Genomic DNA, 21602 nt, shown 5'->3' on the forward strand with positions numbered 1-21602 from the left:
AGGAGGCTTCGATGGCGCGGCGCATCCACTACGGCTGGTTCGTGGTCGGCACCACCTTCGTCGTGCTGCTGGTCTCGGCCGCGATCCGCGCCACCCCCGGCGTCCTGATCGTCCCGCTCGAGCACGAGTTCGGGTGGGAGCGCGCGACCATCTCGCTCGCCATCTCGGTGAACCTCCTGCTCTACGGGCTCATGGGCCCGTTCTGCGCCGCCATCGCCGACCGCATCGGCCTGCGGCGCACCATGGCGCTCGCGATGGGCCTGCTGGCGTCGGCCCTCCTCCTCGCCCCGCTCATGAGCCGCCCCTGGCACCTCGTCCTCCTGTGGGGGGTCCTGGTCGGCGCCGGGACCGGCATGGCGGCGATGGTCATCGGCACGGCGGTGGTCACGCGCTGGTTCACCCGCCACCGCGGCGTCGTCCTCGGCGCGCTGACGGCCAGCACCGCGACCGGGCAGCTCCTCTTCCTGCCGCTGCTGGCGCGGGTGGCGGAGGACGACGGCTGGCGGGCAGCGCTCCGCATCGTGGCGGTGGCCGCCGCGGGCGCGGCGGTGATCGCGTTCGCCTTCGTCCGCGAGTCTCCCGCGGCGCTGGGGCTCCGCCCCTACGGCGCCGCCGACGGCGACCCGGTGGTGGGGCGCCGGCCCGGCAACCCGGCCGTGCTGGCGGTGCGGGTGCTCGCGCGCGCCGCCCGCTCCCGCGACTTCTGGCTGCTGGCCGGCACCTTCTTCGTCTGCGGCGCCAGCACGAACGGGCTCATCGGCACCCACCTCATCCCGGCCTGCATGGACCACGGCATGCCCGAGGTCCGGGCGGCCGGCCTCCTCGCCACCATGGGGATCTTCGATCTGTTCGGGACCACCCTCTCCGGCTGGCTCACCGATCGCTGGGACAGCCGCCGCCTGCTCTTCGCGTACTACGGGCTGCGCGGGCTCTCCCTGGTCCTCCTGCCGGACGCGCTCGTGAACGCGGGCACCGAGCTGAACGTGTTCACGGTCTTCTACGGCCTCGACTGGATCGCGACCGTGCCGCCCACGGTGCGCCTCGCCACCGACGCGTTCGGCGCCGAGGACGCGCCCATCGTGTTCGGCTGGGTCTTCGCCGCCCACCAGGTGGGCGCCGGGCTGGCCGCGCTCGGGGCAGGCATCGTCCGCACCCGGCTCGGCGACTACCACCACGCGTTCGTCGCCTCCGGGGTGATCTGCCTGGTGGCGGCGCTGCTGGCGCTGCTCGTCAACCGGCGCGGGGCCCGCGCGGTCGCGCCGGCGCTGGGGGTGCCGTCGGGCGCGTGACGGCGCCGGCGCGGCGGCGCTACTTCTCGGGCTGGAAGATGAGCGGGAGCCCGGACTTCGCGCTCCCCACCACGACGATCTTGGCGTTCTGGCTCGAGGCCAGCCGCTCGGTCGCCTCGATGCCCTTGTAGGCGAGGAAGTCGGCGGTGAGGCCCTGCCGCACGATGTTCTGGTACTTGGCGATGCCCTCGGCCTCGATCTGCTTGCGCTGCGCCTCCTGGCGCTCCTTGTCGAGCGTGAAGCGCATCTTCTGGGAGCGCTGCTCCTCGGCGAGCTTGTCGGCGATCGCGACCTTGATCGCCTCCGGCAGCTCGACGTCGCGGATGAGGATCGCCTCCACGATGACGTGCTTGCCGGCCAGCGCCTTCTGGACCTCCTCGAAGATCTGCCGCTCGATCTCCTCGCGCTTCGTCGAGTAGATCTCCTCCGGGCTGTACCGGCCGAACACCTTGCGCGCCTCGGACCGCACCACCGGCGCGATCAGGATCTCGGCGTAGGCCTGCCCGATCTGCGTCTGCAGCTCGAACAGCTCGTCCGCCTTGGGCCGGAAGCGCACGCTCGCGTCGACGCGGAGCGCGAGCCCGTTGTTGGAGAGGACCGAGAGCGACTCCTTGAACTCGTGCACGCGCAGGTCGTAGGCGATGACGCTGTTCCAGAGCGGCATCACGTGCATGCCCTCGCCGAGCACGGTCCGGCTGGTGCCCTTGCCCAGGCTCTCGAAGACGATCCCCGAGTGCCCCGAATCCACCACCGGGCAGTGGCAGCCGTCGAGGAACGGGGTGGCGAGGAGGCCGGCGTAGAAGAGGGTGCGGAGGCGCATGGGGTCCCTGCTCGGTGGGAGGCGGCGCCGAGTGTACGCCCATCGCGCCCCGCGCCGCCGCCCATCGCGCCGCCCCGGGCCGCGGCCGGCGCCGGCCAGGAGAAGCGCTCCTTCTTGACGACGGTCAAAGACAGCCTCGCACCATTGTTGATATTGAAAATCAACTTCACTTTCACCTCGCGCGCCGCGCCGGCGCGAGGGCCCGGAGGCCCCATGATCGTCTGCTCCTGCCACGCCGTGTCCGACCAGGCGCTCCGCGCCGCGGCGGCCGGTGGCCTCTCGCACCGCGAGGTCGTCGCGGCGACGCGGGCCGGGACCGACTGCGGCCACTGCGCCGAGGCGGTGGCCCGCATCGTCCAGGACCAGGGCCCCTGCCGCGGCGCGAACGCCTGCCCCGGCTGCCCCCGCCGCGCCAGCGCCTAGCCCCGATGACCGGCCACGACCGCGCCACCTCGCGCAGCTGAACGGACGACCCGACGACGCCCCCCGAGGGCGACCACGACCCCTGAGGCCCGCGGTCGAAGGACCCAGCGCCCACGGCGCGAGCCATCGCTCGCGCCTCGCACACCGGAGCGCCATGGCACTTCGACCTCCTCTCCTCGCTCTCCTGCTCCTCCTCCCCTCGGCCTCCGCGGTCGCGAACGAGACCGAGCCCGGCGCGTCGGCGGCCGCGAACGCGCCGGCCGAGGACGCCCTCGCCATGTCCGGGACGACTCCCCTCGCCCCGCGGCCGCCCGCGGTCCCCGGACCGGCGGGTGACCCCGCCGCACCCCCGGCGTGGTGGAGCGCCGGGTTCCAGAGCACGTACGTCCTCCAGCGGAAGGCCGGATTCACCGCGCCGTACACCGGCCCGAACAGCCTGACGACGGCCCCGGAGACCGGGTACACGCTCACCGCGACGGCCTTCCTCGGCGCGCGCCCGTGGGCGGGCGCGGAGCTCTTCTTCAACCCCGAGACCATCCAGTCCCAGAGCATCTCCCACCTCTCCGGGCTGGGCGGGCTGCCGAACGGCGAGAACCAGAAGGGCGGCGGTCCCACGCCGCTCCTCTACCGTGCCCGCGTCTTCCTGCGGCAGACCATCGCCCTGGGCGGCGAGACCTCCACGGCCGAGCCGGGCCCGAACCAGTTCGGCGGCGAGGTCGCGAGCCGCCGGCTGGTGATCACGGCCGGCAACTTCTCCTGGGGCGACGTCTTCGACGGCAACGCCTTCTCGCACGACCCGCGCACGCAGTTCCTCAACTGGTCGTTGATGGGCTACGGCGCGTTCGACTACGCGGCCGACGTGCGCGGCTACACCTGGGGCATCGCCGTGGAGTACGACCACGACGACTGGGCCTTCCGCCTCGGCCGGTTCGCCGAGCCCATCGAGTCGAACGGGCTGGCGCTCGACCTCGACCTCCTCGACCACTACGGCGATACCGTCGAGGTCGAGCACGGGCACGTGCTCTTCGGCCAGCCGGGCAAGGTGCGCGTCGCCGGCTTCCGCAACTACTCCAAGCAGGGGCGCTTCCGCGACGCGCTCCAGTACGCGGCGGGGAACGGCGGCCTCCCGGACGTCGCCCACGTCCGGCGGAACCAGGCCAAGCTCGGGTTCGGCGTGAGCCTCGAGCAGAGCGTGCTGCGAGAGGTCGGGGTCTTCGCCCGCTTCAGCTGGGCGGACGGGCAGACCGAGACCTACAGCTTCGCCGAGATCGAGCGGTCGGTGGCCGCCGGCGTGAGCGTGAAGGGCGGGCGCTGGGGGCGAGCGGGCGACACGCTCGGCGTCGCCTGGGTCGCGAACGCCCTCTCCGACGCGCACCGGGCCTACGCCGCCGCCGGCGGCCTCGGGTTCCTCATCGGGGACGGCCGGCTCGATCGCTACCGGCCCGAGCAGATCGTGGAGGCCTACTACAGCTTCAACGCCTTCCGCGGGCTCTGGATCTCGGTCGACGGGCAGCACATCGAGAACCCCGCGTACAACGCCGACCGTGGGCCGGTGAACATCGTCGGCTGTCGGTTCCACGTCGAGTTCTGAGGCGGGCCCGCCGGCGCTCGCTGCGCCTGGCGCCCCGGTGCGCGAGCGTCGCCCGCACCGGGGCACCGGGCGCATCAGCCTTCGAGGAAGACGTCCTCGCCGGCGAGCGCCGTCGCGGGCCGGGTGCGCGCGTAGACCTCCAGCAGCCGCCGCACGGCCTTCCGTCCGCCCTCGCCCATCTCCACCGAGAAGTCGTTCACGTACAGCTGGATGTGCTGGCGCATGACCGCCTCGTCCATCTCCTGGGCGTGGCGCTGCACGTAGGGCGTGACCAGCGGGTAGGCGGCGAGGGCCTGCTCCGCGCTGCGGCGGATGAGCCGGTCCACCTCGCGCGCGACCGGCGCCCCGAGGCCCCGCCGCGCCACGATGCCGCCGAGCGGGATGGGCGAGCCGGTCTCCGCCTCCCAGTGCTCGCCCAGGTCGAGGAGCTTCACCAGGCCCTTCGCCTGGTAGGTGAAGCGGCCCTCGTGGATGATCACGCCGGCGTCCACCTCGCCCGCCAGCACCGCCCGCTCGATCTCCGAGAAGACCAGGAACCGCTTCTCCGCCACGTGCGGGCAGGCGAGCGAGAAGAGCAGGTGCGCGGTGGTGTGCTCGCCCGGGATGGCCACCGTCGCCCGCTCGGCGTGGAAGTCGGCGCGATCGGGCCGGGCCACCAGCAGCGGGCCGACGCCGCGCCCGAGCGCGCCGCCCGCGCCGAGCAGCACGTAGTCGCGGGTGACGAGGGGGAGCACCCCGTAGCTCACCTTGCTGACGTCGAGGCGGCCCTCGAGCGCCCACCGGTTCAGCGTCTGCACGTCCTCCAGCACCGGCTCGAAGCGGAGCCCGCCGGTGTCGACGCGCCCGTTGACGAGCGCGTCGAAGATGAAGGTGTCGTTCGGGCAGGGCGAGAAGCCGAGGGTCAGGGTCATCGGGGGTTCGCCGCTCAGGGGACGACCCTGAACGGCCGCATCATCGCGTGCTCCTCGTGGGCCAGGATATGGCAGTGCCACATGTACTCGCCAGGCCGATCGAACCGGGCGCGGATCCGGACGTAGCCGCCGGGCGGCACCCTGACCGTGTCCTTCCTGCCGCGCTCGTTCGGCGCGACCGCGTAGGCGGGGTCGAACCCGGGCTGCCCGTCGGCGTGGCCGGCGGGATCGGTGTCCGGGTGGAAGCCGCCGGGGAGCATCGTCCCCATCACCCCGCCCGCCGCCGGCAGGTAGCTGGCCGCGTCGTACGAGCCCTTCTCCACCACCTCGAAGGTGACGAGGTGCAGGTGCATGGGGTGCATGTCGACGGTGGTGTTCACGATCCACCAGTCCTCGACGGTGCCCAGCTTCGGCTGCTCGGTCACCGGGTCGGCGAAGCGCAGCCCGTTGAGGCGCAGCTCGTGGCGCGGAATGACCGACGGTGACTGGGTCGGGTCGAGGATGTCGTAGACGTCCTGCAACTCCTGGAGGTCGACGACGCGCTGGTGATCCGGCGCCGGGAGCGGCGCCACCGGCAGCGGCGCCGCTGGCACCGCGCTCGTGTCGGCGCCGGCGAGCGGCTTCACCACCCGGAACTGCATCACCTTGCCGACCGTGTTGGCGTTGAAGTTGTGGTCGTCGCCGTTCGGGAAGGGCGCCGGGGCGTCGTTGCGGAGCGTGATCGACTTGCCGGCGAAGCCGGAGAAGTCCACCACCACGTCGGCGCGCTCGCCGGGGGCGAGCAGGAGCCCGCCCGGCCCGGGGCCGCCGCCGATGTCCACCGTCTCCGGCAGGAACCCCGCCTCGGCGCCCACCTGCTGCATGAAGAGCCCGGGCAGCGGCCCCACGCCCGCCTCCTCCAGCCACAGGTTGAAGAAGCGGGAGTCGGCGCCGTTCCAGACGCGGAAGCGGTACCGGCGCGGCTCCACCTCGAGGTAGGGCCACACCACCCCGTTCACGATGACCGTGTTCGCGAACGTCTCGGGCCCGGAGGAGTACATGGGCGCGCCGCTCGGGTCGACGAGCGGCAGCTGGGTGTACGGGTTGTAGAGGGGGTAGGTGGCGTAGTCGAGCGAGCCGTCGTCGTTGAACGACTTGTCCTGCACCAGCAGCGGCACCTCGTAGGCGCCGCCGGGGAGACCGAGCGCGTCCTCCGCCGCGTCGCGCACCAGGTAGGCGGCGGCGAGGCCGGCGTAGACGTTGAGCCGGGTGACGCCCATCGCGTGGTCGTGGAACCAGTTGGTCGCCGCGGGCTGGTCGTTCTCGTAGGTGTAGCGGACGCGGTTCCCGGCCGGGCCGCCCATCCCGTTCGCCGCCGCCTTCGGGTCGGCGGTGAACCAGAAGCTCGGGTGGCCGTCCGCCTCGGCGGCGCTGTGGCCGCCGTGCAGGTGGGGCACGGTCCGGACCTGCGGCACGTCGAAGCCTGCTCCGTCGACGGTGGGATCCACCGTGAAGAGGTGCTTCGCGAGCGGCTTCCCGTCCGATCCCACGAGCCCGTTCACGTAGTCGATCACCACCGGCCGATCGCGGCGCGCCACCACCGTGGAGCCGAGGTACGAGAGGTCGTACCCCCAGGAGACGGTGCGCACCGGCTTGCCGCTGGCGGGATCGACGAAGGGCGTCCCGTCGAACCGGCGCAGGCCGAAGTCGTGCTCGCCCTGGATCGCGGTCACCACGTAGTAGTCCTTGCCCGGGAACGTGGCGGTGTCGGGCGTCCGCACCGGGATCGCGGGCAGCGGCACCAGGAACTGGCCGATGGCCTCCGGATCGAGCGGGCGCTTGGCGACGGCGGGGTTCGCCGACGAGGCGGCGCTGGCCTGGGTGGCGGTGCCGCTGCTGCCGCAGGCGAGGGTGAGCGCGGCGAAGCCGGCCGCAAGGAGGGCGGTGAGGCGGGTGCGCGAAGGCATCCGCGCAACGTAGTACGAGCGCGCCTCGCGCCGGTGTACCCACCTCCGGTAAGCGTGCGCTTTTCCCCGGCGCGGCGCTCCGCGGCGGCGCGCGTCCCGTGAGCACGGGATGGACGGCCCGGTGCACGAGCGGACCCCTCCGCCGCCGCGCGACGGGATATCGTGGCAGCCGGAGGAGATCCATGGCGCGCCCGACGGTCATCCTGCTGCTCGCGCTCGGCTGCGGCTCGACCGCGCCCTACACGGCCGCCAGCGCCGCGATCAACACCGGGCTCGCGGCCGGCCTCTCCGCCGCGAGCCGCGCCGGCGGCGGCTGTTACAGTCCGTGCAATCCGGGCTACACGTGCAACCCGGCCACCGGCTTCTGCGAGCAGCTCTCGCCCGTCTGCGTCGGCGAGGCGGCCGACCCGCGCTGCGCGCCGTCCGTCCCCATCCCCATCGGCACGAAGCAGCCGGGGACGCCGCGCGACGGGAGCGCGCCGCCCGTCGGGATCTCCCCCGCGACCGGCCGCGCTCCCCCGGCTCCGGGCGAGCGCCCGGCGCCGTGAGGCTCCCGGCGGCGGCGCCACGGCCCGCCAGCATCCCGAGGGTCGTCATCGCCCCGCCCCGCGGGGGCCTCCCTGACGGGGCAGCCGTCCGCCCGGCGGCTCCGCGCGGCCGGTGGCGCGCCTAGAGTCCCGGCGGCGCTCCCCTCCGCCCGCGCGGGGCGAGCTCCGCTTCACACTGACCTGATCGTGAGCCGCGCCATGCCCCGCACCGTCATCGAGCCGTTCCGGGTGAAGTCGGTCGAGCCCATCCGCCTCACCACGCCCGAGGAGCGCGCGCGCCGCCTGGAGGAGGCGAAGCTCAACCCGTTCCGCCTGCGGGCCGAGGACGTGCTGCTCGACTTCCTCACCGACTCGGGGACGGGGGCCATGTCCGCGCGCCAGTGGGGCGGGATCATGGCGGGCGACGAGAGCTACGCCGGCGCGGCGAGCTTCTTCCGCTTCGAGGCGGCGGTGCGGGACCTCACCGGCTACCCGTTCGTCATCCCCACGCACCAGGGGCGCGCGGCGGAGCGGATCCTGTTCTCGGTGGCGACGAAGCGCGGCGACGTGGTCCCGAGCAACACCCACTTCGACACCACCCGCGCCAACCTGGAATACGGCGGCGTCGAGCCCCTCGACCTCGTGATCCCCGAGGGGCTCGAGCCGCGCGCCCGCCACCCGTTCAAGGGGAACATCGACCTGGCGCGCGTGGAGCGGCTCCTCGCCGAGCAGGGCGGGCGCGTCCCGTTCGGCATGATCACCGTGACGAACAACTCGGGGGGCGGGCAGCCGGTCTCGCTGGAGAACCTGCGGGCCTACCGCGACCTCCTGCGCCGGCACGGGAAGCCGCTCGTCGTCGACGCCTGCCGCTTCGCCGAGAACGCGATGTTCGTGAAGCTGCGCGAGCCGGGGCAGGCGGCCCGGACGCCGAAGGCGATCGCGCGCGAGATGTTCTCGCTGGCGGACGGCTGCACCATGAGCGCGAAGAAGGACGGGCTCGCGAACATCGGGGGCTTCATCGCGCTCCGCGACGAGCGGTGGGTGGAGGCGGCGCGCAACCTGCTCGTCCTGACGGAGGGGTTCCCCACCTACGGCGGCCTGGCCGGCCGCGACCTGGAGGCCATCGCCATCGGCCTCGAGGAGGTGCTCGAGGAGGACTACCTGCGCTACCGCCTCCGGACGGCCGAGTACCTGGGGGAGAAGCTGCTCGCCGGCGGCGTCGCCATCGTCGAGCCCACCGGCGGCCACGCCGTCTACCTCGACGCGCGCGCCTTCCTGCCCCACCTCCGCCGCGAGGAGTACCCGGGCTGGGCGCTCTGCGACGCCCTCTACCTGGCCGGCGGGATCCGCGGGGTCGAGATCGGCTCGGTGATGTTCGGCAAGCGGCTCGACGACGGGACCGAGACCTACCACCACCACGACCTCGTCCGGCTGGCGTTCCCGCGCCGCGTCTACACGCAGAGCCACTTCGACTACGCCGCCGAGGCCATCCTGGAGCTGGCGGCCCGCGCGCGCGAGGTGCGCGGCGTCCGGCTCGTGCGCCAGAGCCGCTACCTCCGCCACTTCACGGCCGAGCTCGCCTGGGCCTGACGGGCGCGCTCGCCCCGCGCGCGCCAGGGGGGCCGTTGTGTTCGCGGGCGACCGCTGCTACCCATCGCAGGCTCCACGCCCACGCGCCACGCGCCTCCCGGAGCCGCACCATGTCCAAGGAAGTCCACCTCGACGCCAACGTCCCGGGCAACCCGGCCTATCACTTCACCATCGTGCCGGCGGGATCGCCGGCGCGCGCCGGCTGGGCCGGCCGGGCGGCGCTGGTCCCCGCCGCCCGCACCGCCACCCAGTGCGTCCACGCCGGCGTGCAGCCCGACCCCGCCTACGGCGCGGTGATGCCGCCCATCTACCAGACCTCCACCTTCGCCTTCCGGGACGTCTGCACCAACGCGGGCTACGACTACACGCGCAGCGGCAACCCCACCCGGGCGGCGCTCGAGGAGGCGCTCACCGTGCTGGAGGGCGGCGCCGGGGCCACCTGCACCAGCACCGGCATGAGCGCGGTGGTGGTGGCGCTCAACCTCCTCCCCCACGGGAGCCACCTCCTCTGCACGGTCGACTGCTACGGCGGCACCTTCCGCGCCCTGGAGCACGCCAAGACCGCCTACGGCCTCGAGGTCACCTACCTCGACCTCTCCGACCTCGAGGCGGTGAAGCGGGCGCTCCAGCCGAACACGCGGATGGTCTGGATCGAGACCCCCTCCAATCCGCTCCTCCGGCTGACGGACATCCGGGCGGTCGCGGCGCTGGCCCACGCCGGCGACGCACTGGTGGTGGTGGACAACACCTTCCTCTCCCCGGTGCTCCAGCGCCCCTTCGAGCACGGCGCCGACCTGGTGGTCCACTCCACCACGAAGTACCTGAACGGCCACAGCGACGTGGTGGGCGGCGCGGTGGTGGCGGCGCCGGGGCGCACGGCGCTCGCGCAGCGCATCCAGAGCATGAACAACCTGCTCGGCACCTCGCAGAGCCCGCACGACTGCTTCCTCGTGCTCCGCGGCCTCAAGACGCTCCTCCTCCGCATGCGGGCGCACGAGGCGGGCGCGCAGGCCGTGGCGGCCTTCCTGGCGGCGCACCCCGCGGTGGCGAAGGTGCACTACCCCGGCCTCTCGACCCACCCGCAGCACGCGCTGGCGCGCGCGCAGCAGCGCGGCTTCGGCGCCATGCTGAGCTTCGAGCTCGCCGACGGCCGGCGCCCCCGGGTGGACCACCTCCTCAAGACCCTGCGCTGGTTCACGCTGGCGGAGAGCCTGGGCGGCGTGGAGAGCCTGGTGGCCCACCCGGCCTCGATGACGCACGCCTCGATGACGCCCGAGGCGCGCCAGCGCGCCGGGATCACCGACGGCGTCATCCGGCTCTCCGTCGGCATCGAGGAGCCCGAGGACCTCCTGGCAGATCTCGCCGAGGCGCTGCGGACGCTCCCCGCCTAGCTCACCCGGTCGAGCGGCAGCTCCACCCGGAACTCCGCCCCGGCGCCCGGCTGGCTGTCGACCGCGATGCGGCCGCCCATCGCCTCGATCGCCTGCCGCGCCACCCACAGCCCCACCCCGAAGCCGCCGTAGTTGCGCTCCGAGACGGCGCGCTCGAACCGCTCGAAGATGCGGCCCTGGTCGGCGAGCGGGACGCCGATCCCGTGGTCGCGCACCGTGAGCACCGCGCGCTCCCCGGTCGTCCCCAGCGCGATCTCGATGGGCTTGCCCTCGCCGAACTTCACCGCGTTCGAGACGAGCTGCGCCACCACCGACTCCAGCAGGGAGCGATCCCAGGTGCCGTGGACCGCCTCGGCGCCGCGCAGCGTCACCTCGGAGCCCGACCGGCGGACCGGCTCCTCGCTGCGCGCCAGCACCACGCGGACGAGCGCCCCCAGCTCGAGCGGCTCGCGCGACAGCTCGAGGTGCCCCGACGAGATCCGGCCGACGTCGATGAGGCCGTTGATGAGCACCTTCAGCCGCTCGACCTGGCGCAGGATCACCTCGCACTTCGACTGGACCCGCTCGTCCGAGACCGGCGGCGCCGCGCTGACCTTCCCCAGCCGGCGCAGGCTCGCCACCTGGAGCTCGAGCGAGGTGAGGGGCGTCTTGAGCTCGTGGGAGGCGATGTCCAGGAAGCGGTCGCGCGCCTCCAGCGCCGCCTTGAGCTGGCGCTCGCGCTGCGCCGCCTCCCGCGCCCGCTGCAGCGCCTCCTCGGCGCGCTTGCGCTCGGTGATGTCGGTCGCGACGCAGCACACCCCGTAGGCGACGCCGCCCGCGTCGAGCAGCGGGAACTTGAGCGAGAGGTAGGCGCGCGCCCCGTCGGCCCCCGCCGGCAGGATCTCCTCCAGCTCCAGCGGCGCGCGGGTGGCCAGGACCTGCGCGTCGTCCTGGCGCAGGATCCCCGCGACCCCCGCCGGGAGGGCCTCCTCGTCGCGCCGCCCGAGCACCTCCTCGGGCCGGAGCGAGAACACCTGCTGGAACTGGCGGTTCACGTACAGGTACCGGCCCTCGGCGTCCTTGAGGTAGATGACGGCGGTGGTGGCGTCGAGGATGGCGCGCAGCTGCTCGCGGGCGCGGTCGATCTCGGTGTTGCGCTCGGCGAGCACCTCGCTCAGGCCCAGCAGCCGCGCGTTGGCCCGGTAGGAGCGCAGCGTCATCTCGAAGGGCGAGAGGCTCTCCGCCAGGAACTGCGCCGCCATCTCGAGCGCGGGCCGCTCGCCCGCGCCGGCCCGCGGCAGGCCGCGCAGCGCGTCGTGGTGGAGCATCGCCAGCTCCAGGATCCCGAGCCCGCCGGCCGCCGCGGCCCGGCCCAGCTCGTAGGCGCTGGTCAGGGCCGCCTCGCTGCCGGTCGAGACGTAGTCGCGGAGCGCGGACGCGTACCCGCCCGCCAGCTCCTGCGCCGTCATGGGCTCATGCGTCCGGGTCATCCGCCCACTTCTTCAAGGTCACCGTGGTCCCCCGGCCCAGGGCCGAGTCGATCGCGAACTCGTCCGAGAGGCGCCGCGCCGAGGGCAAGCCCAGCCCCAGGCCGCCGCGCGTCGAGTGGCCGTCGCGCAGCGCCGCCTCGAGATCAGCGATGCCGGGGTGGCCGTCGCGCGCCACGACCACCACCGCCCGCCGACCGCGCTCCGTCACCACCTCGAGCAGGACCTCCCCCGCGCCGGCGTGGTGGACGATGTTCCAGGCCAGCTCGGAGACGGCGATCGCGACGGCCGCCGCCCGGGCCTCCTGGAAGCCCTCGCGCAAGGCCAGCTCGCGCGCGCGCGTCCGCGCCACCGCCACGTCCGCCTCCTCGCGCACCGGCACCCGGATCACGAGCTCCCCCCCAGGTAGCGCGCCACCAGCACCAGGGCGTCGTCGCTCCCCCTGGCGTAGCCGGCGAAGATGGCGTCCGCCACCTGCTGCGGCTCCCCCCGCACCTCGAGCCCCGCCACGAAGCCGGAGCGGATCCCGTCGGTCGCGAGCACCAGCGTGTCGCCGGCCGTGACCGGGAGCGTCACCGGCCGGAGCGGCGGGAGCTGGTACCCGACCACCCCGCCCCGGGCGACGATGGCCTCCCGCGCCCGCGCCGCGGCCGGGGCGGCGCGCAGGAGGATGCCCTCCACGTTGCCGACCGCCACCCAGGTCATCGCGCCCTCGGCCTCCTGGAAGCAGGCCACGCTCATGACCGCCCCGCGGGTGGGCCGCAGCGCCTCGTGACACCGCTCGACCAGGGCGGCCACCGGCTCGCCGGCGTGCGCGACCAGGACGCGGGCCGCCGCGCGCGAGGCGAGCGCCGCCTCGGGCCCGTGCCCGAGGCCGTCGAGGACGGCCACCAGGGCGCCGCCGGCGAACGCCGCCACCACGTGGGCGTCGCCCGACTCCCGCTCCCCGGCCAGCGGCGCGCCGGCCCAGGCCCAGTCGAGGACCGCGGCATCGCCCGGCGCCTCGCTCATCGCACCCACTTCTTCATCGTGACGGTGGTCCCCTTGCCGACGGCCGTCGAGAGCTCGAATTCGTCCATGAGCCGCTTCGCGCCCGGCAGCCCCATGCCGAGGCTGTTGCCGGTCGTGTAGCCGTCGCGCATGGCGAGGTCGGGGTTCGGGATCCCCGGCCCGGCGTCGCGCGCCACCACCATGAGCCCGCGCCGGCCGCCGTCGTCGACCGGCGCGAGCAGCACCTCCCCGCGCTGCGCGTAGACGACGATGTTGCGGGCGACCTCCGAGATGGCGGTCGCGACCAGCGTCTGCTCGGTGAGCGACAGCCCGCGCGCGGCCGCCAGCTCTCGCCCCTTCTGCCGCGCCGTCACGATGTCCCCCTCGTGCTCGATGGGGACGCGCGTCTCAGCGGGCGCCATCGCGACCGCCTTTCGCGGGGCCCCCGCGGACGAGGGCCAGCCCCTCCTCCAGATCGAGCGCCGTCTCCACCCCCTCGAAGGTGAGCCCGAGCTCGACCATGGCGAAGGCCACCTCGGGCTGGATGCCCACCACCACCGTCCGCGCACCGCGCAGCTTGGCGGTGTAGGCGATGCCGCGGATGGTGCGGGTCGCGAAGGAGTCGAGGACGTCGAGCGCGGTCACGTCGACGATGACGGAGCGGGCCCGGAACCGCCCGACCTGGTCCGAGAGCCGGTCGCGCAGCTCGATGAGCGCGCGATCCGTGAGCGCCTCCTGCATGGAGGCGATGAGCACGTCGCCCTGCTTCAGGATGGGGACGGCCACGGTCCGCTCCTACCCGGGCTGCGCGCCCGCCCCGGTGCGCACGACCTCGTACCCGAGCAGCCGCTCCGCCTCCTCGATCCCCCCCTGCAGATCGCCCACCGTCTCGAGCTTGGCGAGGTCCAGGCCGAGCGCCACCAAGGCCTGCGCCACGTCCGACGAGAGCCCGGTCACGATGACCTTCGCGCCCATGAGCCCGGCCGCCGTGACCGTCTGGATGAGGTGGTTCGCGACCTTGGAGTCGATGGTGGCGACGCCGGTGACGTCCATCACCACCACCTTGGCGCGGTTGGCGCGGATGGCCCGCAGCAGGCTGTCCGTGATGAGGCGGGCCCGGTGCGTGTCGATGACCCCGATGATCGGCAGGAGCAGGAGCCGCTCGCGGATCTGGAGCACCGGCGTGGAGAGCTCGCGGATGGCCTCCTGCTGCTTGCGCATGGTGGCCTCGCGCGCGTGGATGTAGGTGTCGACGGCGAGCCCGACGTCGAGGAAGACGAGCTTCATGAGCGACAGGAAGGCGGTCATCGCCCGGCTGGGCTCGCTCGCGAACGCCTCCTGCAGCCGCCTCGCCACCAGGCGCAGGTAGAAGGCGTACATGCCGAGGTACCACTTGGGCTCGAGGTTCACGTGCTCGTGCGCGGCGCCGATCTTGAGCCGGTTCGCGACGTAGGCCGCGCCGTAGTCCCCCTCCGTCAGCCGGACGAAGTAGTCCTTCTGCAGCTGCTTCACCCGGGCCAGCACCTTCGGGTCGCGGAAGAACGCCTTCGTCTCGTCGAACGAGAGGATGTGCCGGTAGAACTCCTCGATGACCGGGTCGGCATACTTCCGGGCGAGCTCGCGCAGGCCCTTGAGCTGTTCGATGTCCTCGTCCCGGAACTCGAGGAACTCCTTGCGGCGAGCCACCTCCTCCTCGTCCACCGCCAGCTCATGGGGCAGTGCGCGGCTCATCCACGCCAGCTTTCCGTCGGCCATGCGTTCGTCCTCGCCGGCACGACGTAAGGCCCGCCGCGTGCCGCTGCTCGCTCCGGGACCGTTCTTATCGAACGGCCCTCCGGGCTGCCGCACGGCCGGCGCGGGATCCCCGCAGAGGGGGCGCCGCGGAGGGGGCGCTCGCGGCCGGGTCGCCGCCGCGCCGCCCCGCCCGGCGTCGCTAGCGCAGGTTGTGGAACACGCGCTGGACGTCCTCGTCCTGCTCGAGCTGGTCCACCAGCTTCAGCACCTCGGTGGCCTGCTCCTCGGGCAGCTCGACGGGCGTCTGCGCGACGTACTCCGACTCGGCCGACAGGATGGGGAGCTTCCGCTCCTCGAGGGCGGCCTGGAGGTGGCCGAAGTTGTTGAAGGCGCAGCGGATGACGAGCTGCTTCTCGCCGTTCTCGCCCTGCCCCTCGCCCAGCTCCTCCAGGCCGTGGTCGATGAGGTCGAGCTCGAGCGCGTCGGCGTCGAGGCCCTCCGGGGCGAGCCGGAACACGCCCATCTTCTGGAACTGGAAGGCGACGCTGCCGGCCGTCCCCAGGTTGCCGCCGTGGTCCTTGAAGTGCATCCGCACGTTCGCGACGGTGCGCACCACGTTGTCGGTGGCCGTCTCGACCACCATCGCCACCCCGTGCGGACCGTAGCCCTCGTAGAGCACGATCTCGTACGCCTTCTGGTCCTGGCCGCTGGCGCGCTTGATGGCGCCCTCGACCTTGTCCTTCGGCATGTTGGCCGCGCGCGCGTTCTGGAGCGCGCGCCGCAGCGCGGGGTTGTTGGCCGGGTCGGGCCCGCCCGCCTTCACGGAGATGGCGATCTCCTTGCTGATGCGCGTGAAGGCCTTGGCCATCTTGTTCCAGCGCGCGAACATGGTGGCCTTGCGCGTCTCGAAGATCCGTCCCATGGCGCGCATTGTAGCCGGAGCGGCCCCGCGGGACCGCGCGTTTCGCGGCGGGGCCGCGGGCGCTCCGCTGGCGCAGCGGAAAGCGATGTATTAAGCTTCCTCCATCGAGCGGCTGGCCAGGTCTGGCCCCGCTCTGGCGGCCGGACCGGTCGCCCCCTTCACAGACGAGCCGAGACCGTCGAGGCCAGCGCGCCTCCGGTGACGAAGCTGCAGGAGCCACCTTGAACCGATCGCACCACGAACCCCGCAACGACCGCGCCGGCGGGCGGCGGAGCCGCCGCGCGGGCCGCGGCGAGCGCCGCCACCACGTCATCCCGCTCACGCCCGAGGGCGTGCCGGCCGCCACCCCCGACGCGCCGCCGGTCTCCCCGGTGGTGTCCGTCTCCACCGACAGCCGGGCCCGCTACCCCTGGCTCCCGGCCCGCGTCATCGCCGGGAGCGTGTGGCGCGGCCCGGACGCGATGCGGGTCCGCGTCGAGGCGGACGGCAGCGCCACGCCCTGGCGCTGCGGCGCCGCCGCCGCGCGCTGAGCGCGCCGCCCGCGGGCGCGAGAGACCCCGCCCTCCGAGGTTGCCCCGCCCGCGGGAGCCGCTCGGGTGGCGGGGCGAGGCGCCGCCCCGTCGCTAGGTTGGGTGGCATGACGGCACCGCCGGACGCCGACGCGACGAGCTGGGACGGCCTCTCGCGCCTCGCCTTCGCCACCGACTGGGACCCAGAGCGCGCCGTCGACTGGAGCCGGCCCATCGCGCCCGGCGCCGCGCGCGACAGCTGGGTCACCCTCCTCCACTTCTTCTACGAGGGCGAGTGGCAGGGGCTCGAGATCATCCAGCGGCTCATGAACGCCGCCGCGCACCGCTTCGGCGAGCGCGGGATGATCACCTACTACTCCACCCAGTGCTACGACGAGTCGAAGCACCTCTTCGTCTTCCGCCGGTACCTCGAGAAGCTGGGGGCGCCGCCGACGCGCCAGCGCGCGTTCGACCTGCTGGTCGAGCTCGCGACGCGGGGGCCGCTCCCGGTGGAGCGCTGGATCCTCGCCACCTGGCTCACCGAGACGCTGGCGGCCGCCATCTTCCAGCGCGCGCTGCAGCTCGAGGCCGTCGACGCGACCGGCAAGGAGCTCCTGCGGCTCATGCTGAAGGACGAGTCCCGCCACATCGCGGGGACGCGGCTCGCGGTGACCGCCGTGCTCGATCACGCCGGGCCGCTCACCACCGCGCTGCTCCGCGCCTGGTGGTCCGTCTTCTCCCGCCTGGCCCTGGCCGAGGTGCGCAAGCTCGCTCCGCACGGGGCGCGCCTCGGCCTCGACGCCGAGTCGGTGCTCGCGCGCACCTACCGCCAGATGGCGAGCCTGCCCCGCTTCGCCGAGCTGTTCCTGGGCGGGGCCGGGGCCCGGGCGCTCCTCGCCGCGCCCTGAGGTGGGGACCCCGGGGTGTCCGGCCCGGACCGGGCCCCCCCTGGTGGCCTTCGTTTTCCGGATGGTGACTCGGGCGCGAGCCCGGTAGTCTGCCGGTGCGGCGAGGGCTCGACCTCGCCGCAACTTCCAATGGAGGAGGCACCGATGCGCAGAGTCCTCGTCGCGCTGTTCGTCATGGGGCTGTCCATCAGCACGTACGCCGAAGCCAAGTCGACCGAGGCCGCCATCCGCGGCACCAAGGGTCGGTACGGCGACGCCGGCTGCGGGCTCGGCTCGATGGCCTTCGGCGACCAGCAGGGCGCCATCCAGATCCTGGCCGCCACCACCAACGGCACCTTCGGCAACCAGACCTTCGGCATCACCACCGGCACCTCGAACTGCAGCGGCCTCAGCGGCGCCCAGGCGACCCGCCTCTTCATCGAGGTGAACCGCGAGGCGCTGGCGAAGGACATCTCGCGCGGCTCGGGCGAGACCATCGGCACGCTGACCTGGCTCAACGGCTGCACCGACTCGAACAGCGTGGGCGCCACCCTGCAGAAGAACTTCTCCGCCATCTTCCCCTCGGAGAGCGTGTCGACCGACGCGGTCACCGAGGCGGTCATCAAGACGCTGAAGGATGAGAAGATGCTGGCGTGTCAGAACCTCGGCTGAGCCGCCCCCGGATCGCATCCCTGGACCCCGTCCGCCCCGCACAGCGTGGGCGGGCGGGGTCTTCTTCGAAGATGACCCGCCTGGCCGCCCTGCTCCTGGGCGCCGCGCTGGCCTCGACCGCCGCGGCGGCCGAACCGGCGCCGCCTCCCTACCTCTCCGAGCTCCTGGCCGCGGCCCGCGCCCGCCACCTGGCGGACGCGCTCGCCTGGCGCCGCCTCGTGCACTACCGCGCGAAGCTGCTGGGCGGCGTCGAGGCCGCCGCCGACGGCCCGGGCTTCTACCTGGCTCCGGGCGGCAAGACCGACCCGGCGGCGGAGCTGGAGGCCACGCTGACCGGCTTCTTCGCGCCGGCTGCGCCCGCCGCGCCGCCGGCGCCGGCCACCCCGCCGGCCCGGCAGCACCCGCAGTGCCAGTTCCCGGCGCGCCTGGCCTGGCTCTCGGGGGAGCTCGGGATCGACCGGTCCCGCTTGCCGGCGCCGGCCTGCCCGCGGCTGGACGAGTTCCGCGCCCGCGTCCAGGCGCGCTCCGTCACCCTCGTCTTCTCCTCCTACTACCTCAACAACCCCGCCTCGGCGTTCGGCCATACCTTCCTCAGGCTGAACAAGACCGCCGCCCCCGAGGCGGCCAAGCACTTCCAGCTCCTCGACTTCGGGGTGGACTACGCCGCGACCGTCGACACCGGCAACGTCCTCCTCTACGCGGTGAAGGGCCTCACCGGCCTCTTCCACGGGAACTGGAACCACTACCCCTACTTCTACAAGGTGCGCGAGTACGCGGACTACGAGTCGCGCGACCTGTGGGAGTACGACCTCGCGCTCACCCCGGCCGAGACCGAGCTGCTGGTGGCGCACCTGTGGGAGCTCGGCTCGACCTGGTTCGACTACTACTACCTCACCGAGAACTGCTCGCAGGGTGTGCTGGGCGCGCTCGAGGCGGCCGCGCCGCGGCTGGAGCTGCTGCGCCACCTCGGCCTCATCGTGCTGCCGGCCGACACGGTGAAGGCGTTGTTCGAGAACCCGGGCCTCGTCCGCGCGGTGCACTTCCGGCCCTCGATCCGGACCCAGTTCCTGGCCCGCGCCGGCGCCCTCTCCAGCCGGGAGCGCGGCGCGCTGCGCGCGCTCATCGGCTCGCCCGCCGCGCCGACCCCCGGGCTCGCGCCCCCCGAGGAGGCGCGCGCGCTCGACGCGGCGCTCGACTGGGTGGACTTCGTGCACGCGAAGGAGCTGCTCGACGCGCGGGTGACCCCGGCGGCCGACGTGAAGCAGCGGCTCATGGCGCGGCGCAGCACCGTCCCGGTGCAGAGCCAGGAGCTCGTCATCCCACTCGCCGCGTCGCAGCAGCCGCAGCTCGGCCACGGGTCCCTGCGGATGGGAGTCGCGGGCGGCGCCTCCAGCCGCGCCGGGCCGCTCGCCGTGTACGACTTCCGGCTGGCGCTGCACGACCTCGCCGACCCGCCCACCGGCTACCCGGCCCTGGCCCAGATCGAGTTCCTGCCGGTGCGGGTCCGGTACGAGCCGCGCCACGACGCGCTCCACCTCGAGCGCGCGCTGGTGGTGGACGTCTTCTCGCTGAGCGACTTCAGCCGCTTCGACCCCCACGTCACCTGGCGCGCCGGCTTCGGCGCCGACACGATCCGCGACGCCGGCTGCCCCGGCTGCCTGGCCGGCGTGGCGCAGCTCGGGGGCGGGCTCGCGCAGTCCTTCCTGGGCGACGCGGTGACCGCGTACGCGCTCACCGACGCCGAGCTGGCGGCCGCGCCGGACCTGCGCGGCCTCGACGGGCGCGCGGCGCGGCTCGCGCTGGGGCCGTCGGCGGGCCTGCGGCTCCGCGCCGGCGAGCGCGCCTCGCTGCTGGGCGAGGCGGGGTGGCGCTACCTGCCGTGGGCGGCCCCGCGCTCCACCTTCGACCTCCGCCTCACCGGCCGGCTCCACCTCCGCCGGACGTCGCTGTGGCTCGAGATCGCGCGGCGCCCCATCGAGACCGAGGCGCTCCTCGGGGTGTCGCTCTTCCTCTGACGGGCCGTCAGCGCCGGCGCCCGAGCCCCGCGAGCGGCTCGTACAGCGCGCGCGGCAGCGCCCCCAGCGCGCGCACCGCCGCGGCCAGGCCGCGCGGGAAGAAGAGCGCCGGCTCGCCGCGCGCGATCCCCGCCGCCATGACCTCGACCGCGTCGTCGAGCTCCATCAGGAACGGCATGGGGAAGCGGTTCTTGGCGGTCATCTCGGTCTTCACGAAGCCCGGGTACAGGGTGAGCGCGCGCACGCCGCTGCCGCGCAGGTCGACCCGCACGCCCTCCATGAAGGTGTGCAGGGCGGCCTTGCTGGCGCAGTAGGCGGCGCTCCCCGGCAGGCCGCGGAGGGCGGCCAGCGACGCGACCGCCACCACCGTCCCCTCGCCGCGCGCCACCATGGCGGGCAGCGCCGCGGCGACCGTCACGCAGGCGGCCGAGACGTTCACGTCGAGGACGCGCTTCACCCGGCGCCAGTCCATCCGGGTGGCCGGCGTCGGCTCGCCCACCCCGGCGTTCGCCACCACCAGGTCGAGCGCGCCGCCCGCCGCCTCCTCCGCCGCGGCGATCGCCCGCGCCTGCGCCTCGGCGTCGGTCACGTCGAGCGCCACCGGCACGATGAGCCCCGGCAAGGACGCGCGGGCCACCTCGTCGGCCAGCCCCGCCAGCGCCTCCTGCCTGCGCGCGGCGGCGTGGACCGTGGCCCCGGCGCGGGCGTAGTGCAGCGCGAGGCCGCGGCCGAGGCCGCTCGAGGCCCCGGTGATGAAGACGCTCTTCGGCTGGAAGGCGGCCATCGTGAGCTCCCTGCGGGCGGCGCGGCGTCTCAGCGATCGGGCGGCGGCGGCGGCGGCGGACGCTTGTGGTCGCCGTCGTCCTTGAACCAGCGCCAGCCCCACTTCTCGCTCCACAGGCCGGGGCCGGTGAGGAGGAGCGTGAGCGCGACGAGCCCCAGGATGACGAGGATGGTCGGCAGGTTGAGGCCCATGGGGCCATGAGAGCCACGGCTCGGGCCGCGCGTCCAGCGCCCGGGCGCGGCGCGCGGCGACCGAAGGCCGCATCCGCTTGACGGGATGAACGTCCGCTATGTAATACACGCCGCATGAACGACACCCTCAGGAACCAAGCCTCCTCGAAGACGCTCCTCGCGGCCGCCCTCGGCGCCGCCCTGGCGCTGGGCCTCGCGCTCGCGCCCGCCGCCGCGCGCGCCGCGCAGACCATCAAGCTGGGGGTCGAGAACGGCCCGCACGCCGAGATCGCCGAGCACGTGAAGCAGCTCCTGGCGAAGGACGGGATCGAGGTCAAGGTGGTCGAGCTGTCCGACTACGCGCAGCAGAACCCGGCGCTCGCCGCCGGCGACCTCGACGCCAACTCCTTCCAGCACCTGCCCTACCTCGAGGAGCAGGTGAAGGCGCGCGGCTACAAGATCACCTCGGTGGGCAAGACCATCGTCTTCCCCATGGGCGTCTACTCGCAGAAGGTGAAGTCGCTCGCCGACCTGCCGCAGGGGGCGAAGCTCGCCGTCCCCAACGACCCGTCGAACGAGGGCCGCGCCCTCCTGCTCTTCCAGTCGAAGGGCGTGTTCAAGCTGCGCCCCGGCAGCGGCATCACCCCCACCCCGGCGGACATCACCGAGAACCCGAAGAAGGTGAAGATCGTCGAGGTGGACGCGGCGCAGGTGGCCCACTTCCTCCCCGACGTGACGGCCGCCGCCGTCAACACGAACTACGCCATCCAGGGGAAGCTCGACCCGGCCAAGGACGCCATCGCCCGCGAGGCGGCCGACTCGCCGTACGTGAACGTGATCGTCGTGCGCGCCGCGGACGCCCAGAAGCCCTGGGTCCAGAAGCTCGTCGCCGCCTACCACTCGGACGAGGTGCGCAAGCTCATCGCCGCGAAGTGGCCGGGCGTCGTCGTGCCGGGGTTCTGAGC

23 protein-coding genes are annotated in these 21602 nt (G+C 73.7%); 11 read left to right on the forward strand and 12 right to left on the reverse strand.

The features are described 5' to 3' along the window. Positions 1–11 precede the first annotated feature (11 nt). Positions 12–1289, forward strand: coding sequence for an MFS transporter (locus tag HWY08_RS18535; protein WP_176067964.1), 1278 nt, complete (start codon positions 12–14; stop codon positions 1287–1289). A gap of 19 nt (positions 1290–1308) precedes the next feature. Here HWY08_RS18535 and HWY08_RS18540 read toward each other — a convergent pair whose 3' ends face one another. After that, a complete protein-coding gene (locus HWY08_RS18540) occupies positions 1309–2109 on the reverse strand; it encodes a prohibitin family protein (RefSeq protein WP_176067966.1) in 801 nt (266 codons plus the stop codon). Positions 2110–2322: 213 nt separating this feature from the next. On the opposite strand from HWY08_RS18540, the gene HWY08_RS18545 reads away from it, so the two are divergent. Continuing rightward, positions 2323–2532 (forward strand): (2Fe-2S)-binding protein, encoded by a 210-nt coding sequence (locus HWY08_RS18545; protein ID WP_176067968.1) that lies wholly within the window; start codon positions 2323–2325, stop codon positions 2530–2532. A 154-nt stretch (positions 2533–2686) separates the two neighbouring features. After that, the gene (locus HWY08_RS18550; RefSeq protein WP_176067970.1) at positions 2687–4123 is read left to right on the forward strand and encodes a carbohydrate porin; all 1437 of its coding nucleotides are present in this window, start codon (positions 2687–2689) and stop codon (positions 4121–4123) included. A gap of 74 nt (positions 4124–4197) precedes the next feature. On the opposite strand, the gene HWY08_RS18555 is transcribed toward HWY08_RS18550, so the two are convergent. Together HWY08_RS18555 and HWY08_RS18560 are read right to left on the reverse strand one after the other, a co-directional pair. Continuing rightward, positions 4198–5034, reverse strand: a complete 837-nt coding sequence (locus tag HWY08_RS18555) for a 1,4-dihydroxy-6-naphtoate synthase (protein WP_176067972.1) — start codon at positions 5032–5034, stop codon at positions 4198–4200. A gap of 14 nt (positions 5035–5048) precedes the next feature. Next, entirely contained in the window at positions 5049–6980 is a 1932-nt protein-coding gene (locus HWY08_RS18560; protein ID WP_176067974.1) for a multicopper oxidase family protein, read from the reverse strand. Between the two features lie 182 nt (positions 6981–7162). On the opposite strand from HWY08_RS18560, the gene HWY08_RS18565 reads away from it, so the two are divergent. From HWY08_RS18565 to HWY08_RS18575, 3 genes are all read left to right on the forward strand, one after another. Beyond that, a complete protein-coding gene (locus tag HWY08_RS18565; RefSeq protein WP_176067976.1) occupies positions 7163–7528 on the forward strand; it encodes a hypothetical protein in 366 nt (121 codons plus the stop codon). A gap of 198 nt (positions 7529–7726) precedes the next feature. After that, complete coding sequence (locus HWY08_RS18570) at positions 7727–9097, forward strand: tryptophanase (protein WP_176067979.1); 1371 nt, start codon at positions 7727–7729, stop codon at positions 9095–9097. Between the two features lie 110 nt (positions 9098–9207). Next, entirely contained in the window at positions 9208–10488 is a 1281-nt protein-coding gene (locus HWY08_RS18575) for a trans-sulfuration enzyme family protein (RefSeq protein ID WP_176067981.1), read from the forward strand. On the opposite strand, the gene HWY08_RS18580 is transcribed toward HWY08_RS18575, so the two are convergent. The 7 genes from HWY08_RS18580 to HWY08_RS18610 form a co-directional block, all read right to left on the reverse strand. Continuing rightward, complete coding sequence (locus HWY08_RS18580; protein ID WP_176067983.1) at positions 10485–11957, reverse strand: sensor histidine kinase; 1473 nt, start codon at positions 11955–11957, stop codon at positions 10485–10487. The two genes, HWY08_RS18575 and HWY08_RS18580, sit on opposite strands and share 4 nt — an antisense overlap. After that, positions 11941–12345, reverse strand: a complete 405-nt coding sequence (locus HWY08_RS18585; RefSeq protein WP_176067985.1) for an anti-sigma regulatory factor — start codon at positions 12343–12345, stop codon at positions 11941–11943. Before HWY08_RS18585 ends, HWY08_RS18580 begins: the two co-directional genes overlap by 17 nt. Continuing rightward, positions 12342–12965: a SpoIIE family protein phosphatase gene (locus HWY08_RS18590; protein WP_176067987.1), complete on the reverse strand. Its 624-nt coding sequence runs from the start codon at positions 12963–12965 to the stop codon at positions 12342–12344. Before HWY08_RS18590 ends, HWY08_RS18585 begins: the two co-directional genes overlap by 4 nt. After that, positions 12962–13366, reverse strand: a complete 405-nt coding sequence (locus HWY08_RS18595; protein WP_176067990.1) for an anti-sigma regulatory factor — start codon at positions 13364–13366, stop codon at positions 12962–12964. Before HWY08_RS18595 ends, HWY08_RS18590 begins: the two co-directional genes overlap by 4 nt. Next, positions 13353–13730 (reverse strand): STAS domain-containing protein, encoded by a 378-nt coding sequence (locus HWY08_RS18600; RefSeq protein WP_176067992.1) that lies wholly within the window; start codon positions 13728–13730, stop codon positions 13353–13355. Before HWY08_RS18600 ends, HWY08_RS18595 begins: the two co-directional genes overlap by 14 nt. Before the next feature lie 9 nt (positions 13731–13739). Further along, complete coding sequence (locus HWY08_RS18605; protein ID WP_209005186.1) at positions 13740–14699, reverse strand: protoglobin domain-containing protein; 960 nt, start codon at positions 14697–14699, stop codon at positions 13740–13742. Between the two features lie 178 nt (positions 14700–14877). Next, entirely contained in the window at positions 14878–15600 is a 723-nt protein-coding gene (locus tag HWY08_RS18610) for a YebC/PmpR family DNA-binding transcriptional regulator (protein ID WP_176067994.1), read from the reverse strand. Between the two features lie 221 nt (positions 15601–15821). Here HWY08_RS18610 and HWY08_RS18615 point away from each other — a divergent pair, with 221 nt between their 5' ends. From HWY08_RS18615 to HWY08_RS18630, 4 genes are all read left to right on the forward strand, one after another. Beyond that, positions 15822–16130, forward strand: coding sequence for a hypothetical protein (locus HWY08_RS18615; protein ID WP_176067996.1), 309 nt, complete (start codon positions 15822–15824; stop codon positions 16128–16130). Between the two features lie 107 nt (positions 16131–16237). Further along, positions 16238–17017, forward strand: coding sequence for a ferritin-like domain-containing protein (locus HWY08_RS18620; protein WP_176067998.1), 780 nt, complete (start codon positions 16238–16240; stop codon positions 17015–17017). A 144-nt stretch (positions 17018–17161) separates the two neighbouring features. After that, positions 17162–17668, forward strand: coding sequence for a DUF3015 family protein (locus HWY08_RS18625; protein WP_176068000.1), 507 nt, complete (start codon positions 17162–17164; stop codon positions 17666–17668). 71 nt (positions 17669–17739) lie between these two features. Further along, entirely contained in the window at positions 17740–19683 is a 1944-nt protein-coding gene (locus tag HWY08_RS18630; protein ID WP_176068003.1) for an Lnb N-terminal periplasmic domain-containing protein, read from the forward strand. 7 nt (positions 19684–19690) lie between these two features. On the opposite strand, the gene HWY08_RS18635 is transcribed toward HWY08_RS18630, so the two are convergent. Both HWY08_RS18635 and HWY08_RS18640 read right to left on the reverse strand, forming a co-directional pair. Next, on the reverse strand, positions 19691–20467 hold the full coding sequence (locus HWY08_RS18635) for an SDR family NAD(P)-dependent oxidoreductase (RefSeq protein WP_176068005.1): 777 nt from the start codon (positions 20465–20467) through the stop codon (positions 19691–19693). Between the two features lie 29 nt (positions 20468–20496). Further along, positions 20497–20658, reverse strand: coding sequence for a hypothetical protein (locus HWY08_RS18640; protein ID WP_176068007.1), 162 nt, complete (start codon positions 20656–20658; stop codon positions 20497–20499). A gap of 114 nt (positions 20659–20772) precedes the next feature. On the opposite strand from HWY08_RS18640, the gene HWY08_RS18645 reads away from it, so the two are divergent. Continuing rightward, positions 20773–21600 (forward strand): MetQ/NlpA family ABC transporter substrate-binding protein, encoded by an 828-nt coding sequence (locus HWY08_RS18645; RefSeq protein WP_176068009.1) that lies wholly within the window; start codon positions 20773–20775, stop codon positions 21598–21600. The last annotated feature ends 2 nt before the right edge of the window (positions 21601–21602 follow it).

Source organism: Anaeromyxobacter diazotrophicus, assembly GCF_013340205.1.
GTDB classification, from domain to species: Bacteria; Myxococcota; Myxococcia; order Myxococcales; family Anaeromyxobacteraceae; genus Anaeromyxobacter_A; species Anaeromyxobacter_A diazotrophicus.

Bases quoted from the DNA above. Each gene is read 5' to 3' on its own strand.
- HWY08_RS18575 (WP_176067981.1), top strand. From the start codon at position 9,208: ATGTCCAAGGAAGTCCACCTCGACGCCAACGTCCCGGGCAACCCGGCC.
- HWY08_RS18540 (WP_176067966.1), bottom strand. From the start codon at position 2,109: ATGCGCCTCCGCACCCTCTTCTACGCCGGCCTCCTCGCCACCCCGTTC.
- HWY08_RS18645 (WP_176068009.1), top strand. From the start codon at position 20,773: ATGAACGACACCCTCAGGAACCAAGCCTCCTCGAAGACGCTCCTCGCG.
- HWY08_RS18635 (WP_176068005.1), bottom strand. From the start codon at position 20,467: ATGGCCGCCTTCCAGCCGAAGAGCGTCTTCATCACCGGGGCCTCGAGC.
- HWY08_RS18545 (WP_176067968.1), top strand. From the start codon at position 2,323: ATGATCGTCTGCTCCTGCCACGCCGTGTCCGACCAGGCGCTCCGCGCC.
- HWY08_RS18555 (WP_176067972.1), bottom strand. From the start codon at position 5,034: ATGACCCTGACCCTCGGCTTCTCGCCCTGCCCGAACGACACCTTCATC.
- HWY08_RS18620 (WP_176067998.1), top strand. From the start codon at position 16,238: ATGACGGCACCGCCGGACGCCGACGCGACGAGCTGGGACGGCCTCTCG.
- HWY08_RS18590 (WP_176067987.1), bottom strand. From the start codon at position 12,965: ATGAGCGAGGCGCCGGGCGATGCCGCGGTCCTCGACTGGGCCTGGGCC.
- HWY08_RS18570 (WP_176067979.1), top strand. From the start codon at position 7,727: ATGCCCCGCACCGTCATCGAGCCGTTCCGGGTGAAGTCGGTCGAGCCC.
- HWY08_RS18640 (WP_176068007.1), bottom strand. From the start codon at position 20,658: ATGGGCCTCAACCTGCCGACCATCCTCGTCATCCTGGGGCTCGTCGCG.
- HWY08_RS18550 (WP_176067970.1), top strand. From the start codon at position 2,687: ATGGCACTTCGACCTCCTCTCCTCGCTCTCCTGCTCCTCCTCCCCTCG.
- HWY08_RS18610 (WP_176067994.1), bottom strand. From the start codon at position 15,600: ATGGGACGGATCTTCGAGACGCGCAAGGCCACCATGTTCGCGCGCTGG.
- HWY08_RS18630 (WP_176068003.1), top strand. From the start codon at position 17,740: ATGACCCGCCTGGCCGCCCTGCTCCTGGGCGCCGCGCTGGCCTCGACC.
- HWY08_RS18625 (WP_176068000.1), top strand. From the start codon at position 17,162: ATGCGCAGAGTCCTCGTCGCGCTGTTCGTCATGGGGCTGTCCATCAGC.
- HWY08_RS18595 (WP_176067990.1), bottom strand. From the start codon at position 13,366: ATGGCGCCCGCTGAGACGCGCGTCCCCATCGAGCACGAGGGGGACATC.
- HWY08_RS18560 (WP_176067974.1), bottom strand. From the start codon at position 6,980: ATGCCTTCGCGCACCCGCCTCACCGCCCTCCTTGCGGCCGGCTTCGCC.
- HWY08_RS18565 (WP_176067976.1), top strand. From the start codon at position 7,163: ATGGCGCGCCCGACGGTCATCCTGCTGCTCGCGCTCGGCTGCGGCTCG.
- HWY08_RS18605 (WP_209005186.1), bottom strand. From the start codon at position 14,699: ATGGCCGACGGAAAGCTGGCGTGGATGAGCCGCGCACTGCCCCATGAG.
- HWY08_RS18580 (WP_176067983.1), bottom strand. From the start codon at position 11,957: ATGACCCGGACGCATGAGCCCATGACGGCGCAGGAGCTGGCGGGCGGG.
- HWY08_RS18535 (WP_176067964.1), top strand. From the start codon at position 12: ATGGCGCGGCGCATCCACTACGGCTGGTTCGTGGTCGGCACCACCTTC.